The sequence below is a fragment of the Sphingobium sp. LB126 genome, from assembly GCF_002795205.1.
Taxonomy (GTDB): domain Bacteria; phylum Pseudomonadota; class Alphaproteobacteria; order Sphingomonadales; family Sphingomonadaceae; genus Sphingobium; species Sphingobium chungbukense.
This window is the reverse complement of sequence record NZ_NETV01000004.1, coordinates 147,100-164,505: the sequence shown is the minus strand read 5'-3', so window position 1 is coordinate 164,505 and position 17,406 is coordinate 147,100. Positions and strand designations below refer to the sequence as shown.

General features: G+C 63.6%; 16 protein-coding genes and 1 pseudogene. 14 read left to right on the top strand and 3 right to left on the bottom strand.

The features are described from left to right. The first annotated feature begins 1 nt into the window (after nt 1). The 8 genes and pseudogenes from CAF53_RS24995 to CAF53_RS24960 all read left to right on the top strand — a co-directional run. Nucleotides 2–3,247 carry a CusA/CzcA family heavy metal efflux RND transporter gene (locus CAF53_RS24995; protein ID WP_004212878.1) on the top strand — a complete coding sequence of 1,082 codons (3,246 nt, stop codon included), beginning with the start codon at nt 2–4 and terminating at the stop codon, nt 3,245–3,247. 53 nt (nt 3,248–3,300) lie between these two features. Next, complete coding sequence (locus tag CAF53_RS24990) at nt 3,301–3,789, top strand: SRPBCC domain-containing protein (RefSeq protein WP_004212879.1); 489 nt, start codon at nt 3,301–3,303, stop codon at nt 3,787–3,789. Then, nucleotides 3,786–4,163 (top strand): hypothetical protein, encoded by a 378-nt coding sequence (locus CAF53_RS24985; RefSeq protein WP_009824022.1) that lies wholly within the window; start codon nt 3,786–3,788, stop codon nt 4,161–4,163. The genes CAF53_RS24990 and CAF53_RS24985 overlap by 4 nt, the downstream gene beginning before the upstream one ends. Before the next feature lie 47 nt (nt 4,164–4,210). Next, on the top strand, nt 4,211–4,624 hold the full coding sequence (locus tag CAF53_RS24980; RefSeq protein WP_004212881.1) for a hypothetical protein: 414 nt from the start codon (nt 4,211–4,213) through the stop codon (nt 4,622–4,624). Nucleotides 4,625–4,627: 3 nt separating this feature from the next. Then, nucleotides 4,628–5,314, top strand: coding sequence for a hypothetical protein (locus tag CAF53_RS24975; RefSeq protein WP_004212882.1), 687 nt, complete (start codon nt 4,628–4,630; stop codon nt 5,312–5,314). Next, nucleotides 5,311–5,919 carry a cation transporter gene (locus tag CAF53_RS24970; RefSeq protein ID WP_004212885.1) on the top strand — a complete coding sequence of 203 codons (609 nt, stop codon included), beginning with the start codon at nt 5,311–5,313 and terminating at the stop codon, nt 5,917–5,919. Before CAF53_RS24975 ends, CAF53_RS24970 begins: the two co-directional genes overlap by 4 nt. Beyond that, nucleotides 5,916–8,417 carry a heavy metal translocating P-type ATPase gene (locus tag CAF53_RS24965; protein ID WP_004212886.1) on the top strand — a complete coding sequence of 834 codons (2,502 nt, stop codon included), beginning with the start codon at nt 5,916–5,918 and terminating at the stop codon, nt 8,415–8,417. Before CAF53_RS24970 ends, CAF53_RS24965 begins: the two co-directional genes overlap by 4 nt. After that, nucleotides 8,414–8,968: pseudogene (locus CAF53_RS24960) on the top strand (HAD-IIB family hydrolase); the annotation flags it as partial. The gene CAF53_RS24965 and the pseudogene CAF53_RS24960, both read left to right, overlap by 4 nt. Before the next feature lie 30 nt (nt 8,969–8,998). On the opposite strand, the gene CAF53_RS24955 reads toward CAF53_RS24960, so the two are convergent. Both CAF53_RS24955 and CAF53_RS24950 read right to left on the bottom strand, forming a co-directional pair. Next, nucleotides 8,999–10,176 (bottom strand): IS3 family transposase gene (locus tag CAF53_RS24955; protein WP_100239940.1). Its coding sequence is split into 2 segments (ribosomal slippage): nt 8,999–9,912 and nt 9,912–10,176, totalling 1,179 coding nucleotides; the frame shifts between segments, so codons are not numbered across the junction. 60 nt (nt 10,177–10,236) lie between these two features. After that, nucleotides 10,237–10,464: a hypothetical protein gene (locus CAF53_RS24950; RefSeq protein WP_100239939.1), complete on the bottom strand. Its 228-nt coding sequence runs from the start codon at nt 10,462–10,464 to the stop codon at nt 10,237–10,239. A 958-nt stretch (nt 10,465–11,422) separates the two neighbouring features. On the opposite strand from CAF53_RS24950, the gene CAF53_RS24945 reads away from it, so the two are divergent. From CAF53_RS24945 to CAF53_RS24925, 5 genes are all read left to right on the top strand, one after another. Further along, nucleotides 11,423–11,707 carry a hypothetical protein gene (locus CAF53_RS24945; RefSeq protein WP_030541564.1) on the top strand — a complete coding sequence of 95 codons (285 nt, stop codon included), beginning with the start codon at nt 11,423–11,425 and terminating at the stop codon, nt 11,705–11,707. Nucleotides 11,708–11,727: 20 nt separating this feature from the next. Beyond that, nucleotides 11,728–12,147: a periplasmic heavy metal sensor gene (locus CAF53_RS24940; RefSeq protein ID WP_030541565.1), complete on the top strand. Its 420-nt coding sequence runs from the start codon at nt 11,728–11,730 to the stop codon at nt 12,145–12,147. Beyond that, the gene (locus CAF53_RS24935; RefSeq protein ID WP_004212943.1) at nt 12,144–12,716 is read left to right on the top strand and encodes an RNA polymerase sigma factor; all 573 of its coding nucleotides are present in this window, start codon (nt 12,144–12,146) and stop codon (nt 12,714–12,716) included. Before CAF53_RS24940 ends, CAF53_RS24935 begins: the two co-directional genes overlap by 4 nt. A 94-nt stretch (nt 12,717–12,810) precedes the next feature. Continuing rightward, on the top strand, nt 12,811–14,817 hold the full coding sequence (locus tag CAF53_RS24930; protein WP_030541566.1) for a copper resistance system multicopper oxidase: 2,007 nt from the start codon (nt 12,811–12,813) through the stop codon (nt 14,815–14,817). Beyond that, nucleotides 14,807–16,120, top strand: coding sequence for a copper resistance protein B (locus tag CAF53_RS24925; protein WP_007407010.1), 1,314 nt, complete (start codon nt 14,807–14,809; stop codon nt 16,118–16,120). The genes CAF53_RS24930 and CAF53_RS24925 overlap by 11 nt, the downstream gene beginning before the upstream one ends. 23 nt (nt 16,121–16,143) lie before the next feature. Here the strand turns inward: CAF53_RS24925 and CAF53_RS24920 are convergent. Then, nucleotides 16,144–16,895, bottom strand: a protein-coding gene (locus CAF53_RS24920; protein WP_100236949.1) for an IS5 family transposase whose coding sequence is annotated in 2 segments (ribosomal slippage) — nt 16,144–16,574 and nt 16,574–16,895 — 753 coding nt in all. Because the reading frame shifts where the segments join, the coding sequence is not laid out codon by codon here. Between the two features lie 112 nt (nt 16,896–17,007). Here CAF53_RS24920 and CAF53_RS24915 point away from each other — a divergent pair. Beyond that, nucleotides 17,008–17,391, top strand: a complete 384-nt coding sequence (locus tag CAF53_RS24915) for a DUF305 domain-containing protein (RefSeq protein WP_004212949.1) — start codon at nt 17,008–17,010, stop codon at nt 17,389–17,391. Nucleotides 17,392–17,406: the final 15 nt, after the last annotated feature.

The window sequence follows — 17,406 nt, the reverse complement described above, 5'->3', positions numbered from 1 at the left end:
CATGATCGCCCGTATCGTAACCTGGGCGGTCGAGAAGCGCTGGCTAGTCCTGCTCCTCACCGTCATCGTCGCCGCCATCGGCGCCTTTTCCCTCTACCGGCTACCGATCGACGCGGTGCCGGACATCACCAACAATCAGGTCCAGATCAACGTCCGCGCGCCTGCCCTCTCGCCCGAGCTGGTCGAGAAGCAGGTGTCGTTTCCAATCGAAACCGCGCTCGCCGGCACCCCCGGCCTGGAATATACGCGCTCGTTGAGCCGCAACGGCTTCGCGCAGATCACGGCGGTCTTTTCGGACGCGACGGACATCTATTTCGCCCGCCAGCAGGTGGGCGAGCGTCTGCGGGGCGTGCAAGAGAATCTGCCCGACGGCGTGAACCCTGAAATGGGTCCGATCGCGACAGGCCTGGGCGAGGTGTACATGTACACCGTTCGTCTCGATCATCGCGAGGACGACAAGCACAAGCCCGGTGAACCGGGCCAACAGCCCGATGGCAGCTACATCACGCCAGAGGGCGAGCGACTGACGACCGAAGAGGACAAGGCGACCTACCTGCGCACCGCGCAGGACTGGATCGTGACGCCGCTTCTGAAGACCACACCGGGCCTCGCCGGTGTCGACTCGATTGGCGGTTACGCCAAGCAGTTCCTCGTCGTGCCCGACGTGCAGAAGCTGGCCTCGCTCGGCATCACGCTGACGGACCTGGGAAATGCGCTGGAGCGCAATAACACCAGCGTCGGCGGTGGCTTCGTCAATCGCAATGGCGAAGGTCTGGCTGTTCGCTCGGATGCGCTCGTTCGCAATGCCAGCGAGTTGGCCAGGACCGTGATCGCGACACGTAACGGCGTGCCGATCACGGTCGAACAAGTTGCGACTGTGAAGACGGGTCAGGCGATCCGCATGGGTTCGGCATCGGAGAACGGTACCGAAGTCGTCGTCGGCACGGCGATCATGCGGATCGGCGAGAACAGCCGCATCGTGTCGACCGCGGTCGCTGAGAAACTGAAGACGATCAACGCTTCGCTGCCTCCTGACGTCGTAATTCAGCCGGTGCTGAACCGCACCGAGCTGGTCAATTCGACGATCAAGACGGTCGCGAAAAACCTGTCCGAAGGCGCGGTGCTGGTCATCGTCGTGCTCTTCCTGCTGCTCGGCAACTTCCGTGCGGCCCTGATCGCGGCGTTGGTCATCCCGATCACCATGATGCTGACAGGCTTTGGTATGCTGCGCGCTGGGGTCTCGGCCAATCTGATGAGCCTTGGGGCTTTGGACTTCGGTCTGATCGTCGACGGCGCCGTCATCATTGTCGAAAACGCGCTGCGCCGGCTTGCCGAGCAACAGCATCATGAAGGCCGATTGCTCAGCGTCAAGGAACGGCTCGCGACCGTGGCAGCCGCTGCGCGTGAGATGATCCGTCCCTCTGTGTACGGGCAGGCAATCATCATCCTCGTCTACGTACCGCTGCTCACGCTGACCGGCGTGGAGGGTAAAACGTTCGGACCGATGGCGCTGACCGTCATCATCGCGCTCGCCTTCGCCTTCATCCTTTCTCTCACCTTCGTGCCGGCGATGATTGCGATCTGGCTGTCGAAGAAGGTCGAGGAGAAGGACGGCCGCATCATCACGTGGCTGAAGAAGCGCTACGAACCCGGTCTCGACCGGGCCATGAAGCGCCCGACGCTGACGATCGGTGCGGGTGTGGGAAGCCTTGTGGTGGCGGCGCTTGCTTTCACTACGCTCGGCTCGGTGTTCCTGCCGCAGCTCGACGAAGGCGATTTGCTGATCCAGTCGCTCCGCATTCCGGCAACGTCGGTCCAGCAGAGCCAGGCGATGCAGGTGCCGATCGAGCGGATGATGTCGAAGCAGCCGGAGGTGCAATTCGTCTATTCCAAGACGGGCACCGCCGAGCTGGCGGCCGACCCGATGCCGCCGAACGCGACCGACATGTTCGTCATCCTGAAGCCGCGCAAGGATTGGCCGGATCCTGAGCTTCCCAAGGAGGAGCTGGTCAGCCGGATCGAGGGTAATCTCGCGAAGATTCCGGGAAATGCCTACGAGATCACCCAGCCCATCCAGATGCGCTTCAACGAGCTGATCGCCGGCGTGCGCGGCGACATCGCGGTGAAGGTGTTCGGGGACGACTTCAACCAGATGAACCGGACGGCCGAGCAAATCGCGGCGGTGCTGCGCAGAACGCAAGGCGCAGCGGACGTGAAGGTGGAGCAGACGACCGGTCTTCCCATGCTCGACATTCGCGTCAACCGCGACGCGATGGCGCGGTTGGGCGTTACGGCTCAGGATGTGCAGGACACCGTGACTGCGACGATCGGCGGGCGAACATCGGGCCAGATCTTCGAGGGCGACCGTCGCTTCCCCGTGGTGATCCGCCTGTCGGAGGCGCAGCGTGCCGACATCGGCCTGCTCCAACAGGTGCAGGTGCCGGTGGCAGGCGGCGGCTATGTACCGCTGTCCAGCGTCGCCGAGATCAAGGTGGTCGATGGTCCGAACCAGATCAGCCGCGAGAACGGCAAGCGGCGCGTGGTGGTGCAAGCCAACGTGCGTGGCCGCGACGTCGGATCCGTCGTGGCGGATGCGCAGGCGGCGATCGGCAGCCAACTCCGGCTGCCTGCCGGCACCTATCTCGAATGGGGCGGCCAGTTCGAGAACCTCCAATCGGCAAGCGAACGGCTGAAGCTGGTCATTCCGGCTTGCTTCATCTTGATCCTGCTGCTCCTCTACGGGGCGTTGGGATCGGTCCGCGACGCCGCGATCGTGTTCACCGGCGTGCCTTTCGCGCTGGTGGGCGGCGTCCTGTTGCTGTTCCTGCGGGGCATGGACTTCTCGATCTCGGCGGCAGTGGGCTTCATCGCCCTCTCGGGCATCGCGGTCCTCAACGGCCTCGTCATGGTCAGCTCGATCCAAGATCTGATCCGATCAGGGATGAGCCGCGAGGAAGCCGCGCATGTTGGCGCGATGCAGCGTCTGCGACCCGTCATCATGACCGCGCTAGTCGCCAGCCTCGGCTTCGTGCCGATGGCGCTGGGCGAAGGCGCCGGCGCAGAGGTTCAAAAGCCTTTGGCGACGGTCGTCATCGGCGGTCTGATCTCGGCGACGCTTCTTACGCTGTTCGTGCTGCCGACACTCTATGCCCGGTTCGGGCAGAAAGTGATCGAGAAACCCGAGCACTACAATGAGGAGCATGAAGGGGACGACCACGGTCAGACCTTCGTGAACAACTTGGCCTGATGGATGGGCGGGGCGATCCGCGATCGCCCCGCCCATCTCTGGGAGATGGGGATATGCCTCGCACCATAACCAGCTCGATGCTTCACGGCGGGCCACTGCGCATCTGGTCGGCACTCACCGATCCGGATCATCGCCGGGCGTGGAGTCCGCTCGTATTTCTCGATGATCCGTCCCGGCTCGGCGACACAGAATGCACCTTTGCGATCCAGGGCATCACCCGGCCAATTCGGACGCCAGCACGGATTGATCGATTCGATAAACCGCACGCCTTCGCTTGGTCCTGCGGCATCCCCTATCTGTTCACGCTCGAAGAGCGGTACGAGCTGGCGGGGGACGATGGCGGCACCAGGCTAACGCATAGCTGCACGCTGCGCGGGGCGCTCTCCCTGCCGTTCGCGGCGATGATGTTGCGCCGCCTGCGATCCCTGATGGTCGAATCTGACGATCGCCTCGCAACCTATCTCCGCTGGCGGGTAGGTCAGCCTGCCCGGGCTATCAATCGTCAGCGCGTCCCCTTCCGCTACAGGAGGAAGGCGCGATGATGATGCACTGTAAGCGGGTGCTGCCCGCCGTCATCCTCGTTGTCGGGCTCGCGGCGTGCTCGGAAAGAAAGCCGCCAGCCCCGCCAACGGAGCAGCAGATCCATTCGTCCGACAGCGCCGTGGCGACCGGGGAAATGGGGCGGCATAGATATCGCTGTTCCGACGGGGAACCGCTGTTCGTCGATTACAAGGACAACGGCCTGCAGATCGATTTGCGGCGCTCCAACGGGGGACCGCCGATGATGCTGACCGCGCCAGCGCAGGGCCTGCAATATGTCGGCGAAACAGCCACCGCGACCTTCAAGGGGTCGCAGCTCACCATCGTGGAAGGCGATGGCCGTACCCGGATCTGCGAGCAGGAAGGCACGCGATGAACTGCCCTGCCTTCGAACGCCACAGGGCGCTTCGTCGGAAGAGACCGATGTCTGACACGTCGATTTCAAATGTGACAACCTTGTGCGGCCTGAATCGGGCCGGTCTGGCGATCGCGCGCCTCGGCGTCGTTCTCGTCTCCGGGGCGGTTATAGGGGCGTGTAATCCAGCGCCGACCCAGCCTACCGAGCCGGCGCATGAAAAGCATCTGACGTCGAAACTAATCGCGCAGCGCATCATGTACTGCGACGACGGCACACGCGCCGATGTCGACTTCATCGATGACGGCTTGAAAATGGCCGTCACCTGGCTGCCGAAGGGCAGGACCGAGATCCTGCGCGCGCAGCGAACCGGTGACGAGTTTCGCGGCGACCATTCGCGGGCTGTCGTGGCGGGCGGATCGATCGCGTTCACGCGACGCGGGAAGATCCGCGTCTGCCACCGAACCCCGGAGGAGTCCTAGGAAATGCAGGCACTGCTCTATACGCTTGCGCCTGTGCTGGCGGTCGTGCTCGGCGCGATTGTCGCGAGCCGCACCAAGTTGAAACCTGGCCTCGTGGCGGGCCTACAGCATCTCGCTGCCGGCGTCGTGTTCGCGGCGGCAGCGACCGAAATCCTGCCGCAGGTCAAGCATGAGGCATCGCCCAGCGCGACGTTGATCGGCGGGGCGGCGGGCGTCGCGACCATGCTGGGGCTCAAGGCTCTTGAGGCCCGCTTCAAGGGGCCGATGGCGCTACTCGCCGCGATCGGCATCGACATTCTGGTCGACGGCCTGGTGCTCGGCCTCGCTTTCGTGGCGGGCGAGAAGGCAGGTCTCCTGCTGACGATCGCGCTCACTCTGGAAGTGTTATTTCTGGGACTGACGCTGACCGACGAGCTGGCGGAAACCTATCGCTCGCGCTTGCGCATCATCGTGATCGTCTCGGCATTGGCCCTGCTGCTGCCGATCGGCGCGCTCGCTGCCGTGCCGGTCGCCGCGCTGTCGCCGGTGATGATCGCCGGCTTCCTCAGCTTCGGGCTGATGGCGCTGCTCTACCTCGTCACGGAGGAGTTGCTGGTCGAGGCGCACGAGAAACCCGACACCCCGCTCATCAGCTCGATGTTTTTCGTCGGCTTCCTGGCCCTGCTGACACTTGAGGAGATGATGGGATGATCCCGGGCAACGACAACAATGGCGGGCAGGAGCGCCGCACACTGTGGATCGTCCTGCTGCTGAACGCGGCGATCGCTGCGGGCTTCTTCGTTTCCGGCTTCTTCGCGGACTCGAGCGCGCTGATCGCCAACGGCGTCGACAACCTGTCCGATACGGCTGTGTATGCGCTGAGCCTTGTGGCGCTCACCCGGGGCCAGACATGGAAGACACGCGCCGCGGTCGCTTCGGGCGTCATGCTGCTGATCTTCGCGGGCGGCATCTTGATCGATGTCGGACGGCGCTACGTGCAGGGCAGCGAGCCCATCGGACCTACCATGATGGTCATGTCCGCGATCGCCGGCGTCGTGAATTACCTCTGCCTGCGGCTGCTCCAGCGCCTCAAGGATCCGGACGTCAATCTCCGGGCCGCAACCACCTTCAGCTTCAACGACTTCATTTCCAACGGCGGCATCCTGATCGCCGGCGTGCTGGTGCTGTGGTTGGGTACCAATTGGCCGGACCTGCTGGTCGGCTTCGCCACCGCCATCATCGCCATCAAGGGCGGTGTCGAAATCCTGCGCGACGCGCGCGCCGAAACCAAGAAAAGCGAAAGGAGGTCGTCATGAACGACAAGCTCGAACTCGACATTCCAGTGTTGTTGCCGGACCTTCCTGACGCGGCCGATGCCTGCCTGGACCGTCTCGTATCAACCCTGTCAAAGCGCGAAGGTGTCGAGCGGGCGCATGTGATCTGTCTCGACGGCAACACGCCAGCGGCGCTGTGCATCCATTTCGATGCCGCCAAGCTGCCGCTGCCACGGTTGCGCGAAATGGTGCGCGCCGCAGGTGCCGAAATCACCGAGCGCTACGGCCATGCGATCTGGCAGGTGACGGGGATCAACCACGAACGTCGGGCGCGCACGGTCAGCGATGCGCTGTGCGCCTTGCCCGGCGTGGTCCAGGCAAGCGCCAGCACCAGCGGGTCTGTCCGGGTCGAATATGATCGCCGCGAAACCACCGAAGAGGAGGTGCGCGCTGCGCTTCGCAAGCTGAAGGTGAGGGTGGGCAAGCGGGTCGCTGCCGATGAACATGCCGGCCACGACCACGGCCCCGGGGGCCACGGCGCGGGCGAAGAGAAGCACGGCCCCGGCGATGGCCACGACCATAGCCACGCCGAATTTCTCGGCCCCAATACCGAGCTGATCTTCGCGCTCGCCTGTGGCGCGCTGCTGGGGATCGGCTACGCGATCGAGAGGCTGGTCGCTGGCGCGCCCGAATGGCTGCCGACCGCCTGCTATATCGCAGCCTATTTCTTCGGCGGATTCTTCACGCTGCGCGAGGCGATCGACAACCTCCGGATGAAGAAGTTCGAGATCGACACGCTGATGTTGGTTGCTGCGGCCGGCGCCGCTGCGCTGGGCGCATGGGCCGAAGGTGCGCTGCTGCTGTTCCTGTTCAGCCTCGGCCATGCGCTTGAGCATTATGCAATGGGCCGCGCCAAGAAGGCGATCGAGGCGCTGGCGAAGCTCGCGCCCGAAACCGCGACCGTGCGACGCGGCGGGCAGACCAGCGAAATCCCGGTCGAGCAGATGGTCGTCGGGGACATTGCCATCGTCCGCCCGAACGAGCGCCTGCCTGCCGACGGCTTCGTCATCAAGGGCACCAGCGCGATCAACCAGGCCCCGGTCACGGGTGAAAGCATCCCGGTCGACAAGGTGCCGGTCGCAGATGCCGCAGCGGCACGCGCCAAGCCCGATGCAGTCGACGCGGAAAGCCGGGTTTTTGCTGGTACGATCAACGGCGGCGGCGCGATCGAGATCGAGGTGACACGCCGTTCCAATGAAAGCGCGCTTGCCAAGGTCGTGAAGATGGTGAGCGAAGCGGAGACGCAGAAGTCGCCGACGCAGCGCTTCACCGACCGGTTCGAACGGATCTTCGTGCCCGCCGTCCTGGTCCTGTCAGTGCTCCTGCTGTTCGCATGGGTGGTCGTCGACGAGCCGTTCCGCGACAGCTTCTATCGCGCGATGGCGGTGCTGGTGGCGGCAAGCCCGTGCGCGCTCGCGATCGCAACGCCGAGCGCGGTCCTGTCGGGCGTTGCCCGTGCAGCGCGGGGCGGCGTGCTCGTGAAGGGCGGTGCACCGCTCGAAAACCTCGGGTCGCTCAAAGCGATCGCTTTCGACAAGACGGGCACGCTGACCGAAGGTCGTCCGCGCATCACTGATGTCGTGCCCGTCGATGGCGCCGATGAAGGCGAGTTGCTGGCGCTGGCTGTCGCCGTCGAAGCGTTGAGCGACCATCCCCTGGCCCAAGCGATCGTCAAGGACGGCCGCGAACGTCTGAACGATCGTGCCGTGCCGACTGCCGGCGACCTCAAGAGCCTGACCGGTCGGGGCGTCACCGCGAGCGTGGATGGCGAGACGGTGTGGATCGGCAAGGCCGAGATGTTCGGAAGTGAGGGCATTCCGGCGCTGGGGCAGGGCGCGCAGGACGCAATCGCGAAGCTGCGCGAGAACGGCCGCACGACAATGGTGGTCCGCAAGGGGGACCGCGACCTGGGCGCGATCGGCCTGATGGACACGCCTCGCGAAGCTGCCAAGACCGCGTTGCGTCGGCTGCACGAGATGGGCGTGTCGCGGATGATAATGATCTCCGGCGATCACCAGAAAGTCGCCGAAGCGATCGCCGACGAAGTCGGGATCGACGAAGCGTGGGGCGACCTCATGCCCGAAGACAAGGTTGCCGCGATCAAGAAGCTCGCCGGCGAAGACAAGGTCGCGATGGTGGGCGACGGCGTGAACGATGCGCCGGCGATGGCAAGCGCCACGGTCGGCATCGCGATGGGCGCGGCGGGGTCGGACGTTGCGCTGGAGACAGCCGACGTGGCGCTGATGGCCGACGATCTGGCGCACCTGCCATTCGCAGTCGGTCTTAGCCGCCATACCCGTGGAATCATCCGGCAGAACGTCTTCGTCAGCCTGGGTGTCGTCGCCTTCCTGGTGCCTGCTACCATCCTCGGCCTCGGCATTGGGCCAGCGGTGGCGGTTCATGAGGGATCGACGCTGCTCGTCGTCATCAATGCGCTCAGGCTGCTCGCCTACCGCGATCCGGCAGGGAAGGCGGCATGAAGTGGCTGATCGCCTTCGACCTCGACGGCACGCTTGCCGAGAGCAAGCGGCCGTTATCGGAGGATATGGCCGCAATCCTCGCCCGATTGCTCGCCATCACGGATGTGGCGGTGATCTCGGGCGGGGACTGGCCGCAGTTCGAAAAGCAGATCGCCTCGCGCCTTCCTGCCGGCGTCGCGCTCGACCGTCTCTGGTTGATGCCGACCACAGGCACGAAACTCTATCGGTTCATCAATGGCGCTTGGCGCGCGGTCTATGCCGAACTGTTCGACGACGCGGAGAAGGCGAAGATCCGCACGGCCTTCGATCAGGCGCTGACCGATGCCGGTCTCGCCGACGAACGTATCTGGGGCGAACGGATCGAGGACCGGGGCAGCCAGATCACCTTTTCGGGCCTGGGGCAGGCAGCGCCGCTGAAGGAAAAGGAAGCGTGGGATCCTGACCGAAAGAAGAGGACCGCGTTGCAGGCCACGTTGCGCGCGAAGCTGCCGGAGCTCTCGATCAATCTCGGTGGCACGACATCGATCGACGTGACCAGAGCAGGGATTGATCTGCCCCCACCGAGTGGCCCGATTGGTTTGTTAGTGGATTAAGCCCATCGCCGCCATATCCGGACGGAGGTGGAGCGAAGCGGAACCGGAGGCCGGATATGGCGGTGTCGCCGTTTCCGGTGCCGGCGGTCGGTAGCCCAGGCTGCTGTGAGGGCGAACGGTGTTGTAATGCCGCCGCCATGCCTCGATCAGCACCTTGGCCTCAGCGAGGCTGTAGAAGATCTCGCCGTTGAGCAGTTCGTCGCGAAGCGACCCATTGAAGCTTTCGTTATAGCCATTCTCCCATGGTGATCCCGGGGTGATATAGAGCGTCTTCACGCCGATCTGCCCCAACCATTTCTGGACGGCGGTCGCGATAAACTCGCTACCATTATCGGATCGTATATGCGCTGGTGGCCCACGCGAGATGAACAGGTCAGCCAGCGCCGCCAGCACATCCTCGTGTTTGAGCTGCCGGGCAACGATGAGTGCCAGGCATTCCCTGCTGGCCTCGTCGATGATCGTCAGAATCCGGAACTTGCGGCCATCGTGCGTGCGCCCTTCGACGAAGTCGTAGGCCCACACATGCCCGGGATACTCAGGCCGCAAGCGGATACATGATCCGTCGTTGAGCCACAGGCGTCCCCGTTTGGGCTGACGCAGCGGGACCTTCAGTCCTTCGCGTCGCCATATCCGCTCGACCCGTTTGTGGTTCACCGTCCACCCCGCATGGCATAGCAACGCCGTCACTCGGCGGTAGCCATAGCGGCCATATTGCTTCGCCAGCGCGACGATGTCCTCCGTGAGCGCCTGTTCGTCATCTGCCCCACGCGGCACCTTGCGCTGTGTCGATCGATGCTGCCCCAGCACCCGGCATATCCGTCGCTCGGACACCCGGATCGGCAAATCTCGTCCCAACTGATCGATGCAGCGCCGCCGCCGCGCGGGGCTCAGAAGTTTCCCTTGGCAGCTTCCTGCAAGATCAGCTTGTCCAACGTCAGATCCGAAATCGCCCGGCGTAGCCGCTGGTTCTCTTTCTCCAGATCCTTCATCCGCCTCGCCTGGTCGGTCTTCAGGCCACCATATTCCTTGCGCCAGCGATAGTATGTCTGCTCGCTGACTGCGATCCGGCGGCACGCCTCTGCTGTCGAGGCTCCCTGCGCCAGAACAATCTCAACTTCACGCAGCTTGCCGATAATTTCTTCCGGCTTGTGCTTCTTGCTCGGCATTCATCGTCCCTTTCGTGGTCCAAACTATCATAGTCTCTGGGCCACTCAGCGGGGGGCAGATCAGTTGCCGTAATTGGAATAACCGTTACCGTAACTGCTATGCCCTTGGCCTTGGTAAGAGCCGTAACTTCGGCCGTGACCCTGCGGTTCAACATAGCCATAGCCTTGGCTGTAGTAGCTCTGGTTCTGATACCCATGGCCGTTGGATTGGCCGGCATGGGCCGGCGGTTCGGCGAGGGCCGGTGCGGCTACGATGAGTGCCAATCCGGCGATCGCGAGCTTGAACATGTTCCTTCTCCACAACTACGCTCGTCGTACCGCGAGTGGCCGATCGGGCTGGAGAGATGTGTGCGCCGAACGTGCTGAACCGGGTTTGAATAGTCTCGGCAGCTCGCGTGAAGACGGGACGGAAGCACCTTACGCCGGGAACTCGTCTCAGCTCGGAAGTCGAAGCTTACCAGGCGCGCGGAGCCGTCCGCGGCACCCTTTTGCCCCTTTCCCCCATATCCTAAGCCGTTTCCCTCTCGCTGTCCTGCGGGCTTAAAGTCGGCTCCGCGGTCCGGCTTATGTACCTGATCCGGTGGCGGGCACCGGACGGGCTTTCCAGAGTCTTCGGGACAAACCCAGGCTGAGCACGACGGCGAATGCCGCCAGAACGCCGGGAAAGACGAACGACGCGACCCTCACCGTCAGGCCGAACTCTAGCTCCAGCTGGAGGAAAAGACGGCGGTCAGGGCATTTGAAATGTGGGGCGTCAAGGATTGCTCGGGCGCTTTTCGCAGGGTAAGTGCCGTCCCCTCAACGAGCTACCAGGCTCGACTCGGTGACGCGCTCATCCGTGCCCGCGCAATTTGAACGCTAACGTCATCGGAAATAGCAAACATCGCGCCGTCGCCCCAGCCCGTTCACTGGCCTCAGGCCGGCCTTGGGGGTGGGTTGATATCAAGGCGTGGCCGCCCGATTGGGCCGCCCTCATCGTTCTGAACGGGGGTTCTGCGACGGCGAGGCCGCGGAACCGCATCGATTGCCGGTCTGCGTGTCATCCGACCGATTTTGACCTCCCATAAAACAGGGAATTCGAACAGCGGGACGCGTGTGCCCGGCCTGTCTAGCGAGCTGCGAGCGATTGGACGCAATGGAAGAGTGCGCAGCCGCGTCCGGGGGGTGTGTGACATTCGCTCGCTTCGGACTCGAGGGGTGTTCACCGGCCGTGCGTAATGGATGTGAGGACGGCGGAGGAATGAACATGGACATGAATTTAGACAGCGCGTTGCGCCGCCTTGCCGAGCAACCGCTTCATCCACGGCTTGCTGAACTGGAAGGCGATGTCATGCGGTTGATCGCGGCGGAGCGGCGCGCGGGCGGCGGAGTTACGCTGCGATCCGGCATGCTGGCAGCGCTAGGCGCAGTCGCCTTGGGAGTGGTGGGCGGCGGATTGTCGTCCGCAGCGACGACTGCGCAGGTGCCGACGCTAACACCCTTCGGGCCTGCCATGCCGCTAGCGCCTTCGACCTTACTCGCGTTCCAGTGACGAGCGGCGCCCGGAGGACGATGCTGATCGCCATCGTCGCGTTCGTGGCGGCGGTCGCAGGCGTGTGGGCTGGACGTGAGTTATTCCCCTCCCCGCCAAGCCCGGGCGTTGAGCTTCACAGCTTGCTCCACGACGGGCTCGAGCTGGACGAAGCTCAACAGACCAAGCTCCAGATGCTGGAGTCTCACTTCACCGTTCGAAGGCGTGCCTTGGAGCTGGAACTCAGAGCCGACAACGCCCGGCTCGCCGCCGCCATCGAGGCCGAACATGGTAACGGGCCGCAGGTCGCGGCCGCCGTCGATCGTTCGCACGGCGCGATGGGTGAGCTCCAGAAGGAGACGTTGAACCATATGTTCGCGATGCGGCAGATCCTGCGGCCCGACCAGGCGAGGACGTTTGACCGCGCGGTGGTGAAGGCGCTGACCGCAGACGCGCGGTGAGCCTTGATCTCGCGGCCTGCACGGACGGCGAACTCGCCGCCTTGACGCTCGCCGGACGTCAGGCTGCGTTCGCTGAGATCATGCGGCGGCACCAAAGACCGGTCTACCGCCTGATCCGCTCGCATATCGGCGACGCCGAAGAGGCGCTTGACCTCACTCAGGAATGCTTCGTGGCCGCCTTTCAGAACTTGCGAAAGTATGACGGAGATCGGCCGCTCGCTGCGTGGCTGACCCGCGTGGCGATCAACAAGAGCCGCGACTGGCACAGGCGGCGGCGCATACGCCAGATACTATCGTTCGCCTCTTCGCTGCCGCCCGACACCATGGAGAGTGAGCGGGACGAGGCGCCGGGTGCCGACGCCATCACCTTCGATCGCGCAGAGCTTGCGCGGCTTTCGCGCGCGGTGTCCGAGCTGCCGGCCACGCTCAAGGAGACGCTTTTGCTGCGGACCGTGGAGGGCTTGTCCCAGGCGGAAACCGCCGCCGCGCTGGGGATCAGCGGAAAGGCCGTGGAGACGCGGCTCCGGCGTGCGCGTGAAAGATTATCGAAAATTCTCGACTTCGCGTGAGGGGATGGGCCTATTTGCGCGTAATGAAAGATAAGGTCGGCGGCCCCCCCCCCCCCCGCCGGCCGCAAGCATTGAACTGGAGCGAAGGAAAGGCATGAGCCGCAATCTAAACCGGCGCGACGTAATGCGCGGAACCGCCATGCTTGGCGGCACGCTGGCCATGTCGGCCTACCTGCCGGCTTGGGCGCAACCTGTGTCGCGCGGCATCGCCAGGCCCCTGCCGACCGTGTCGGGCACAAACATCGCGCTGACGATCGACAGGATGAAGCTCGTCATGGACGGGATCACGACGCCGGCAATCGGCGTCAACGGCACCGTGCCCGCACCGCTCGTCCGCCTCCAGGAGGGCCAGAACGTCCGTCTCGCAGTGACCAACAATCTCGACGAGGATAGCTCGATTCACTGGCACGGGCTCATTCTGCCGTTCCAAATGGACGGCGTGCCCGGCATCAGCTTCCCTGGCATCAAGGCGCGTTCGACCTTCGTATACGAATTCCCGATCTTGCAGTCGGGCACCTACTGGTATCACAGCCATTCGGGCGAACAGGAGCAGGCAGGGCTCTACGGACCCATCGTGATTGATCCGGCCGGTGCCGACCCGATCGCGTTCGACCGCGAGCATGTGATCGTCCTCTCCGACCATAGCGAAATGACGGGCGAGGAAATTTTCCGCAAGCTCAAGCAGATGGGCGGCGCCTATTTCAACTATCAGCGCCCGACGCTGAGCGGGCTGCTCGCCGGCCGCGAGATGCGCCTCAAGGATCGGATGGAATGGGGCAAGATGCGCATGGACCCGGCCGATATTGCGGATGTTACGGGGTCGACCTACACCTTCCTCGTCAATGGCTTTGGCCCTTACGACAACTGGACGGGCCTCTTCCGACCGGGCGAGCGGGTTCGGCTGCGCATCGTCAATGCTGCGGCGCAAACCAACTTCAACGTGCGCATCCCTGACTTGCCGATGACGGTGGTGCAGGCCGACGGCCAGAACGTCCGGCCGGTAACCGTGGACGAATTCCAGATCGGCGTCGCGGAAACCTTCGACGTGATCGTGACGCCCGAGGACCGCGCCTACAGCTTCGTTTCCGAGGCGATCGACCGATCCGGCATGGGGCGCGCGACACTGGCCCCGCGCGAGGGCATGATCGCCCCGGTCCCGCCGCTCCGCCCGCGCACGTTGCTGACCATGACCGACATGGGCATGGACATGAGCGGGATGGAGGGGATGTCCGGTATGGCGGACGAGAACCCGGTCGCAAAGCGCGGGCCGGATCCCACGTTGATGCAGAATGCCTCGCGCAACCTGTGGAAGCTCACCGGGTGGAAAGAGCCCACCGATCACGGAACGAAGGCGGTAGGCGCTGCGATGGCCGGCATGGCTGGGATGGGGGGCGACCAGATGAGCGGCGCTATGCCAGGGATGGACCATAGCCAAATGGCGGCGGGCGCTGCCGGGATGGCGGGCATGGACCATGGTCAGATGAGCAGCGGCGGCATGGCCGGGATGGATCACGGGTCAGGCGGCAGCATGGACATGAACATGCGCAACCCCAAGAACGCGCCCGGCGTCAAGATGGGGCCGGGAGTGCAGACCATCTCGCCGATGCCGAAGGACCGCACGGGCGAGCCGCCGCAGGGGCTGGAGGACGCGGATCATCGCGTGCTCACTTATCGCGATCTTGTCGCGCTCGACCGCAACCCGGACGTTCGCGCCCCGTCGCGTCAGTTGGAGATCCACCTGACGGGCAATATGGAGCGCTACATGTGGGGCTTTGACGGCCAGAAGATGAGCGACCCTGCCGACCCCATCCCGTTCCGCAAGGACGAGCGCGCGCGCGTCACCCTGGTCAATGACACGATGATGCCGCACCCAATTCATTTGCACGGCCACTTCTTCGAGCTGGTGACCGGACATGGCGACTTCGCGCCTCGCAAGCACACGGTGAATGTGGCGCCCGGCGGTAAGATGACATTCGACGTAACGGCCGATGCGCCCGGCGACTGGGCGTTCCACTGCCACAATCTTTATCACATGACCGCGGGGATGATGCGTGTCGTGACGGTTCGCCCGATGGGCGAGGAGAACCGCGATGCAGCCTAAGTTCCTCTTGATCGCTGGCGGCGCGGCACTTGGCCTCGCAAGTCCGGTGGCCGCGCAGATGGACCATTCCAATATGCCGGGCATGAAGATGCCGCCGTCAAATACGCCAGCGGTGAAAAAGCCGGCCGCTAAAAAGCCGGCCGCCAAGAAGCCCGCAGCGACCAAGCCCGTCGCGCGCAAAGCGTCCCCAAAGCCCGCCGCTAGATCGACACCGCCCGCGAAAACGGGATCGGGGGCCAAGCCCGCTGCGAATCAGCCCGCCAAGCCTCCGGCCCCTGCAACGATCGTTGCCGATCCTCACGCCGGTCATGACATGACGACCATGCCGGGCATGAATACGCCTGGAGCCAACCCCAACCCCAATACCGCGCACGACATGTCGGCCATGCCAAGTGCCTCCGGCGGTGCCGCCTCCGGCCAGCCAAGCACCAGGCAAGGCATGGACCATGGATCGATGCCGGGAATGGGCCAGAGTTCGGGCGCGATGCAAGGCATGCCGGGACACGACATGGGAAGCATGCCCTCAGGCACGGGCGCGGCGATGATCGGCACCAACCTGCAGGCCGGCACCGCTCCGCCGCCCCCCATTCCGACGGATCGTGCCGCGGACCAGGTCTACTCTGCCGCTGCCATGGCGCATTCGCAGCAGCATCTGCGGTCGATGCACGGCGGGCAGAATTTCTCGCAGGTCATATTCAACCTGGCTGAAGTCCAGATCCGGGATGGTCGCGATGCTTATCGTTGGGATGGCAGCGCCTGGTACGGTGGCGACGTTAATCGTCTGGTTCTTAAAACCGAGGGCGAAGGGAACTTTGGGAGAAGCTTGGAAAGGGCGGAGCTGCAGGCGCTCTACGCACGGGCAATCGGACCCTATACCGATTTTCAGGCAGGGATCCGGTACGACTTCAAGCCTAATCCCTCGCGTGTTTACGCGACAGTCGGTTTTGAGAGCCTGGCTCCGGGTTTCTTCGATGTCGAGGGCGCACTGTTCTTGTCTAGCAAGGGAGACGTGCTGGGCCGCGTTGAAGGCTATTACGATCAGCGCATCACCCAGCGGCTGATTCTCCAGCCTCGTGTCGAAGCTGAGTTTGCGGCGCAGGACGTTCCGGCAGACCGGATCGGTTCGGGCTTGTCGGATATCGAGCTTGGCTTGCGGCTGCGCTACGAGGTGAAGCGAGAGTTCGCCCCCTATATAGGTGTTTCGTACGAGCGCAGAGTGGGCCGTTCTGCTCGTTTTGCACGCGAGGATGGCGAGGATGCGATATCCACCAGCCTCGTTCTGGGCATTCGCACATGGTTTTGAGGCCGACTAAGGCGTGTGGACATTTAGCGCATAGCGATCTTCAGGGCCGCAAGGTTGATCATGGCGCGGTAGCTCTGATCAGTTTTCTCGTATCGGGTAGCGATGCGCCGGAATGTTTTGAGGCTGCAGAAGAAGTTCTCGACGAGATGCCTCCAGCGATAGGCATGGAAGTCGCAGTCGATCTTCTGCTTCCGGTTCGATTTGGGAGGGATCACCACTACAGCGCCCCTTTCGTTCAGTTCGGTACGCAACCAATCAGCGTCGAACGCCTTGTCGCCGAGGAACATATCGAATTCGACGTCCTGGATCAGCGGTCTCACCCCGACGAGGTCGTGACTTTGGCCCGGAAGCAGAACGAAACGGGCCAGGTTTCCCAGCGCATCTACCAGCGCCACGATCTTCGTGGTCAGACCGCCGCGCGACCGTCCGATCGCCTGACGATGAGTCCCCCCCTTGCGCCGGCGCCCTGCTGGTGGACCCGGACGATCGTGCCGTCGATCATGGCGTATTCGAAGTCACGGTCGCCCGATAACTGCTCAAACAGAAGGTCGAAGACCCCTTTCACCGCCCACCGACGAAAACGACGGAAACTGGAGTTCCAGTTGCCAAAGCTCTCCGGCAAATCTCTCCATGGCGCTCCGGTCCCAGCAATCCACAAGACCGCTTCGAGAAATCTACGATTGTCTGCAGCCGAACGGCCTCGGTCCCCAACTTTACCGGGAAGCACGGGGCGAACCCGCTCCCACTGCTCGTCGCTTAATCCGTGTCGATCCAAGATGGCGCTCCCTTCGCCAGTCTTGAATCCGATCCGCGCGGAAAAAGGAATCCCCTAAATGTCCACAGGCCTTAGTCTTGTCGGGTTGGCTGAGGTCAAGAAGGAGAAAACGATGTTCAAGGCAGTAACACTTCTGGCTCTGGCCGCGATGTCGGCGAGCCCCGCTTTGGCTCAGCAGCAGATGCAGGGCATGGACCACTCGAAAATGCAAGGCATGAACCACGACAACATGCCTGGCATGAACACGCCTTTCATGCCCGCCGAAATGGCGATGCATGAAAAGATGATGAAGGCCAAGGGCGCTAATGCGAGCGAGACGTGGGTCCGCAAGATGATCGAGCATCACCGCGGTGCGATCGCCATGTCGCAGATCGTTCTCCGCCAGGCGCCAGATGCGAAGACCCGGCAAATGGCTCAGAAATCGATTGCCGAGCAGAACAACAGCATCGGTGAGCTCCAGGCGATGCTTCGATCGATGGGCAAGCGTCCTCAGTAATAAGCCTCGTTCCTC

What these genes read in the sequence shown, in the direction of transcription:
- CAF53_RS24995 (WP_004212878.1), top strand. Translation starts at nt 2, where the DNA reads ATGATCGCCCGTATCGTAACCTGGGCGGTCGAGAAGCGCTGGCTAGTC.
- CAF53_RS24990 (WP_004212879.1), top strand. Translation starts at nt 3,301, where the DNA reads ATGCCTCGCACCATAACCAGCTCGATGCTTCACGGCGGGCCACTGCGC.
- CAF53_RS24985 (WP_009824022.1), top strand. Translation starts at nt 3,786, where the DNA reads ATGATGATGCACTGTAAGCGGGTGCTGCCCGCCGTCATCCTCGTTGTC.
- CAF53_RS24980 (WP_004212881.1), top strand. Translation starts at nt 4,211, where the DNA reads ATGTCTGACACGTCGATTTCAAATGTGACAACCTTGTGCGGCCTGAAT.
- CAF53_RS24975 (WP_004212882.1), top strand. Translation starts at nt 4,628, where the DNA reads ATGCAGGCACTGCTCTATACGCTTGCGCCTGTGCTGGCGGTCGTGCTC.
- CAF53_RS24970 (WP_004212885.1), top strand. Translation starts at nt 5,311, where the DNA reads ATGATCCCGGGCAACGACAACAATGGCGGGCAGGAGCGCCGCACACTG.
- CAF53_RS24965 (WP_004212886.1), top strand. Translation starts at nt 5,916, where the DNA reads ATGAACGACAAGCTCGAACTCGACATTCCAGTGTTGTTGCCGGACCTT.
- CAF53_RS24950 (WP_100239939.1), bottom strand. Translation starts at nt 10,464, where the DNA reads ATGTTCAAGCTCGCGATCGCCGGATTGGCACTCATCGTAGCCGCACCG.
- CAF53_RS24945 (WP_030541564.1), top strand. Translation starts at nt 11,423, where the DNA reads ATGGACATGAATTTAGACAGCGCGTTGCGCCGCCTTGCCGAGCAACCG.
- CAF53_RS24940 (WP_030541565.1), top strand. Translation starts at nt 11,728, where the DNA reads ATGCTGATCGCCATCGTCGCGTTCGTGGCGGCGGTCGCAGGCGTGTGG.
- CAF53_RS24930 (WP_030541566.1), top strand. Translation starts at nt 12,811, where the DNA reads ATGAGCCGCAATCTAAACCGGCGCGACGTAATGCGCGGAACCGCCATG.
- CAF53_RS24925 (WP_007407010.1), top strand. Translation starts at nt 14,807, where the DNA reads ATGCAGCCTAAGTTCCTCTTGATCGCTGGCGGCGCGGCACTTGGCCTC.
- CAF53_RS24915 (WP_004212949.1), top strand. Translation starts at nt 17,008, where the DNA reads ATGTTCAAGGCAGTAACACTTCTGGCTCTGGCCGCGATGTCGGCGAGC.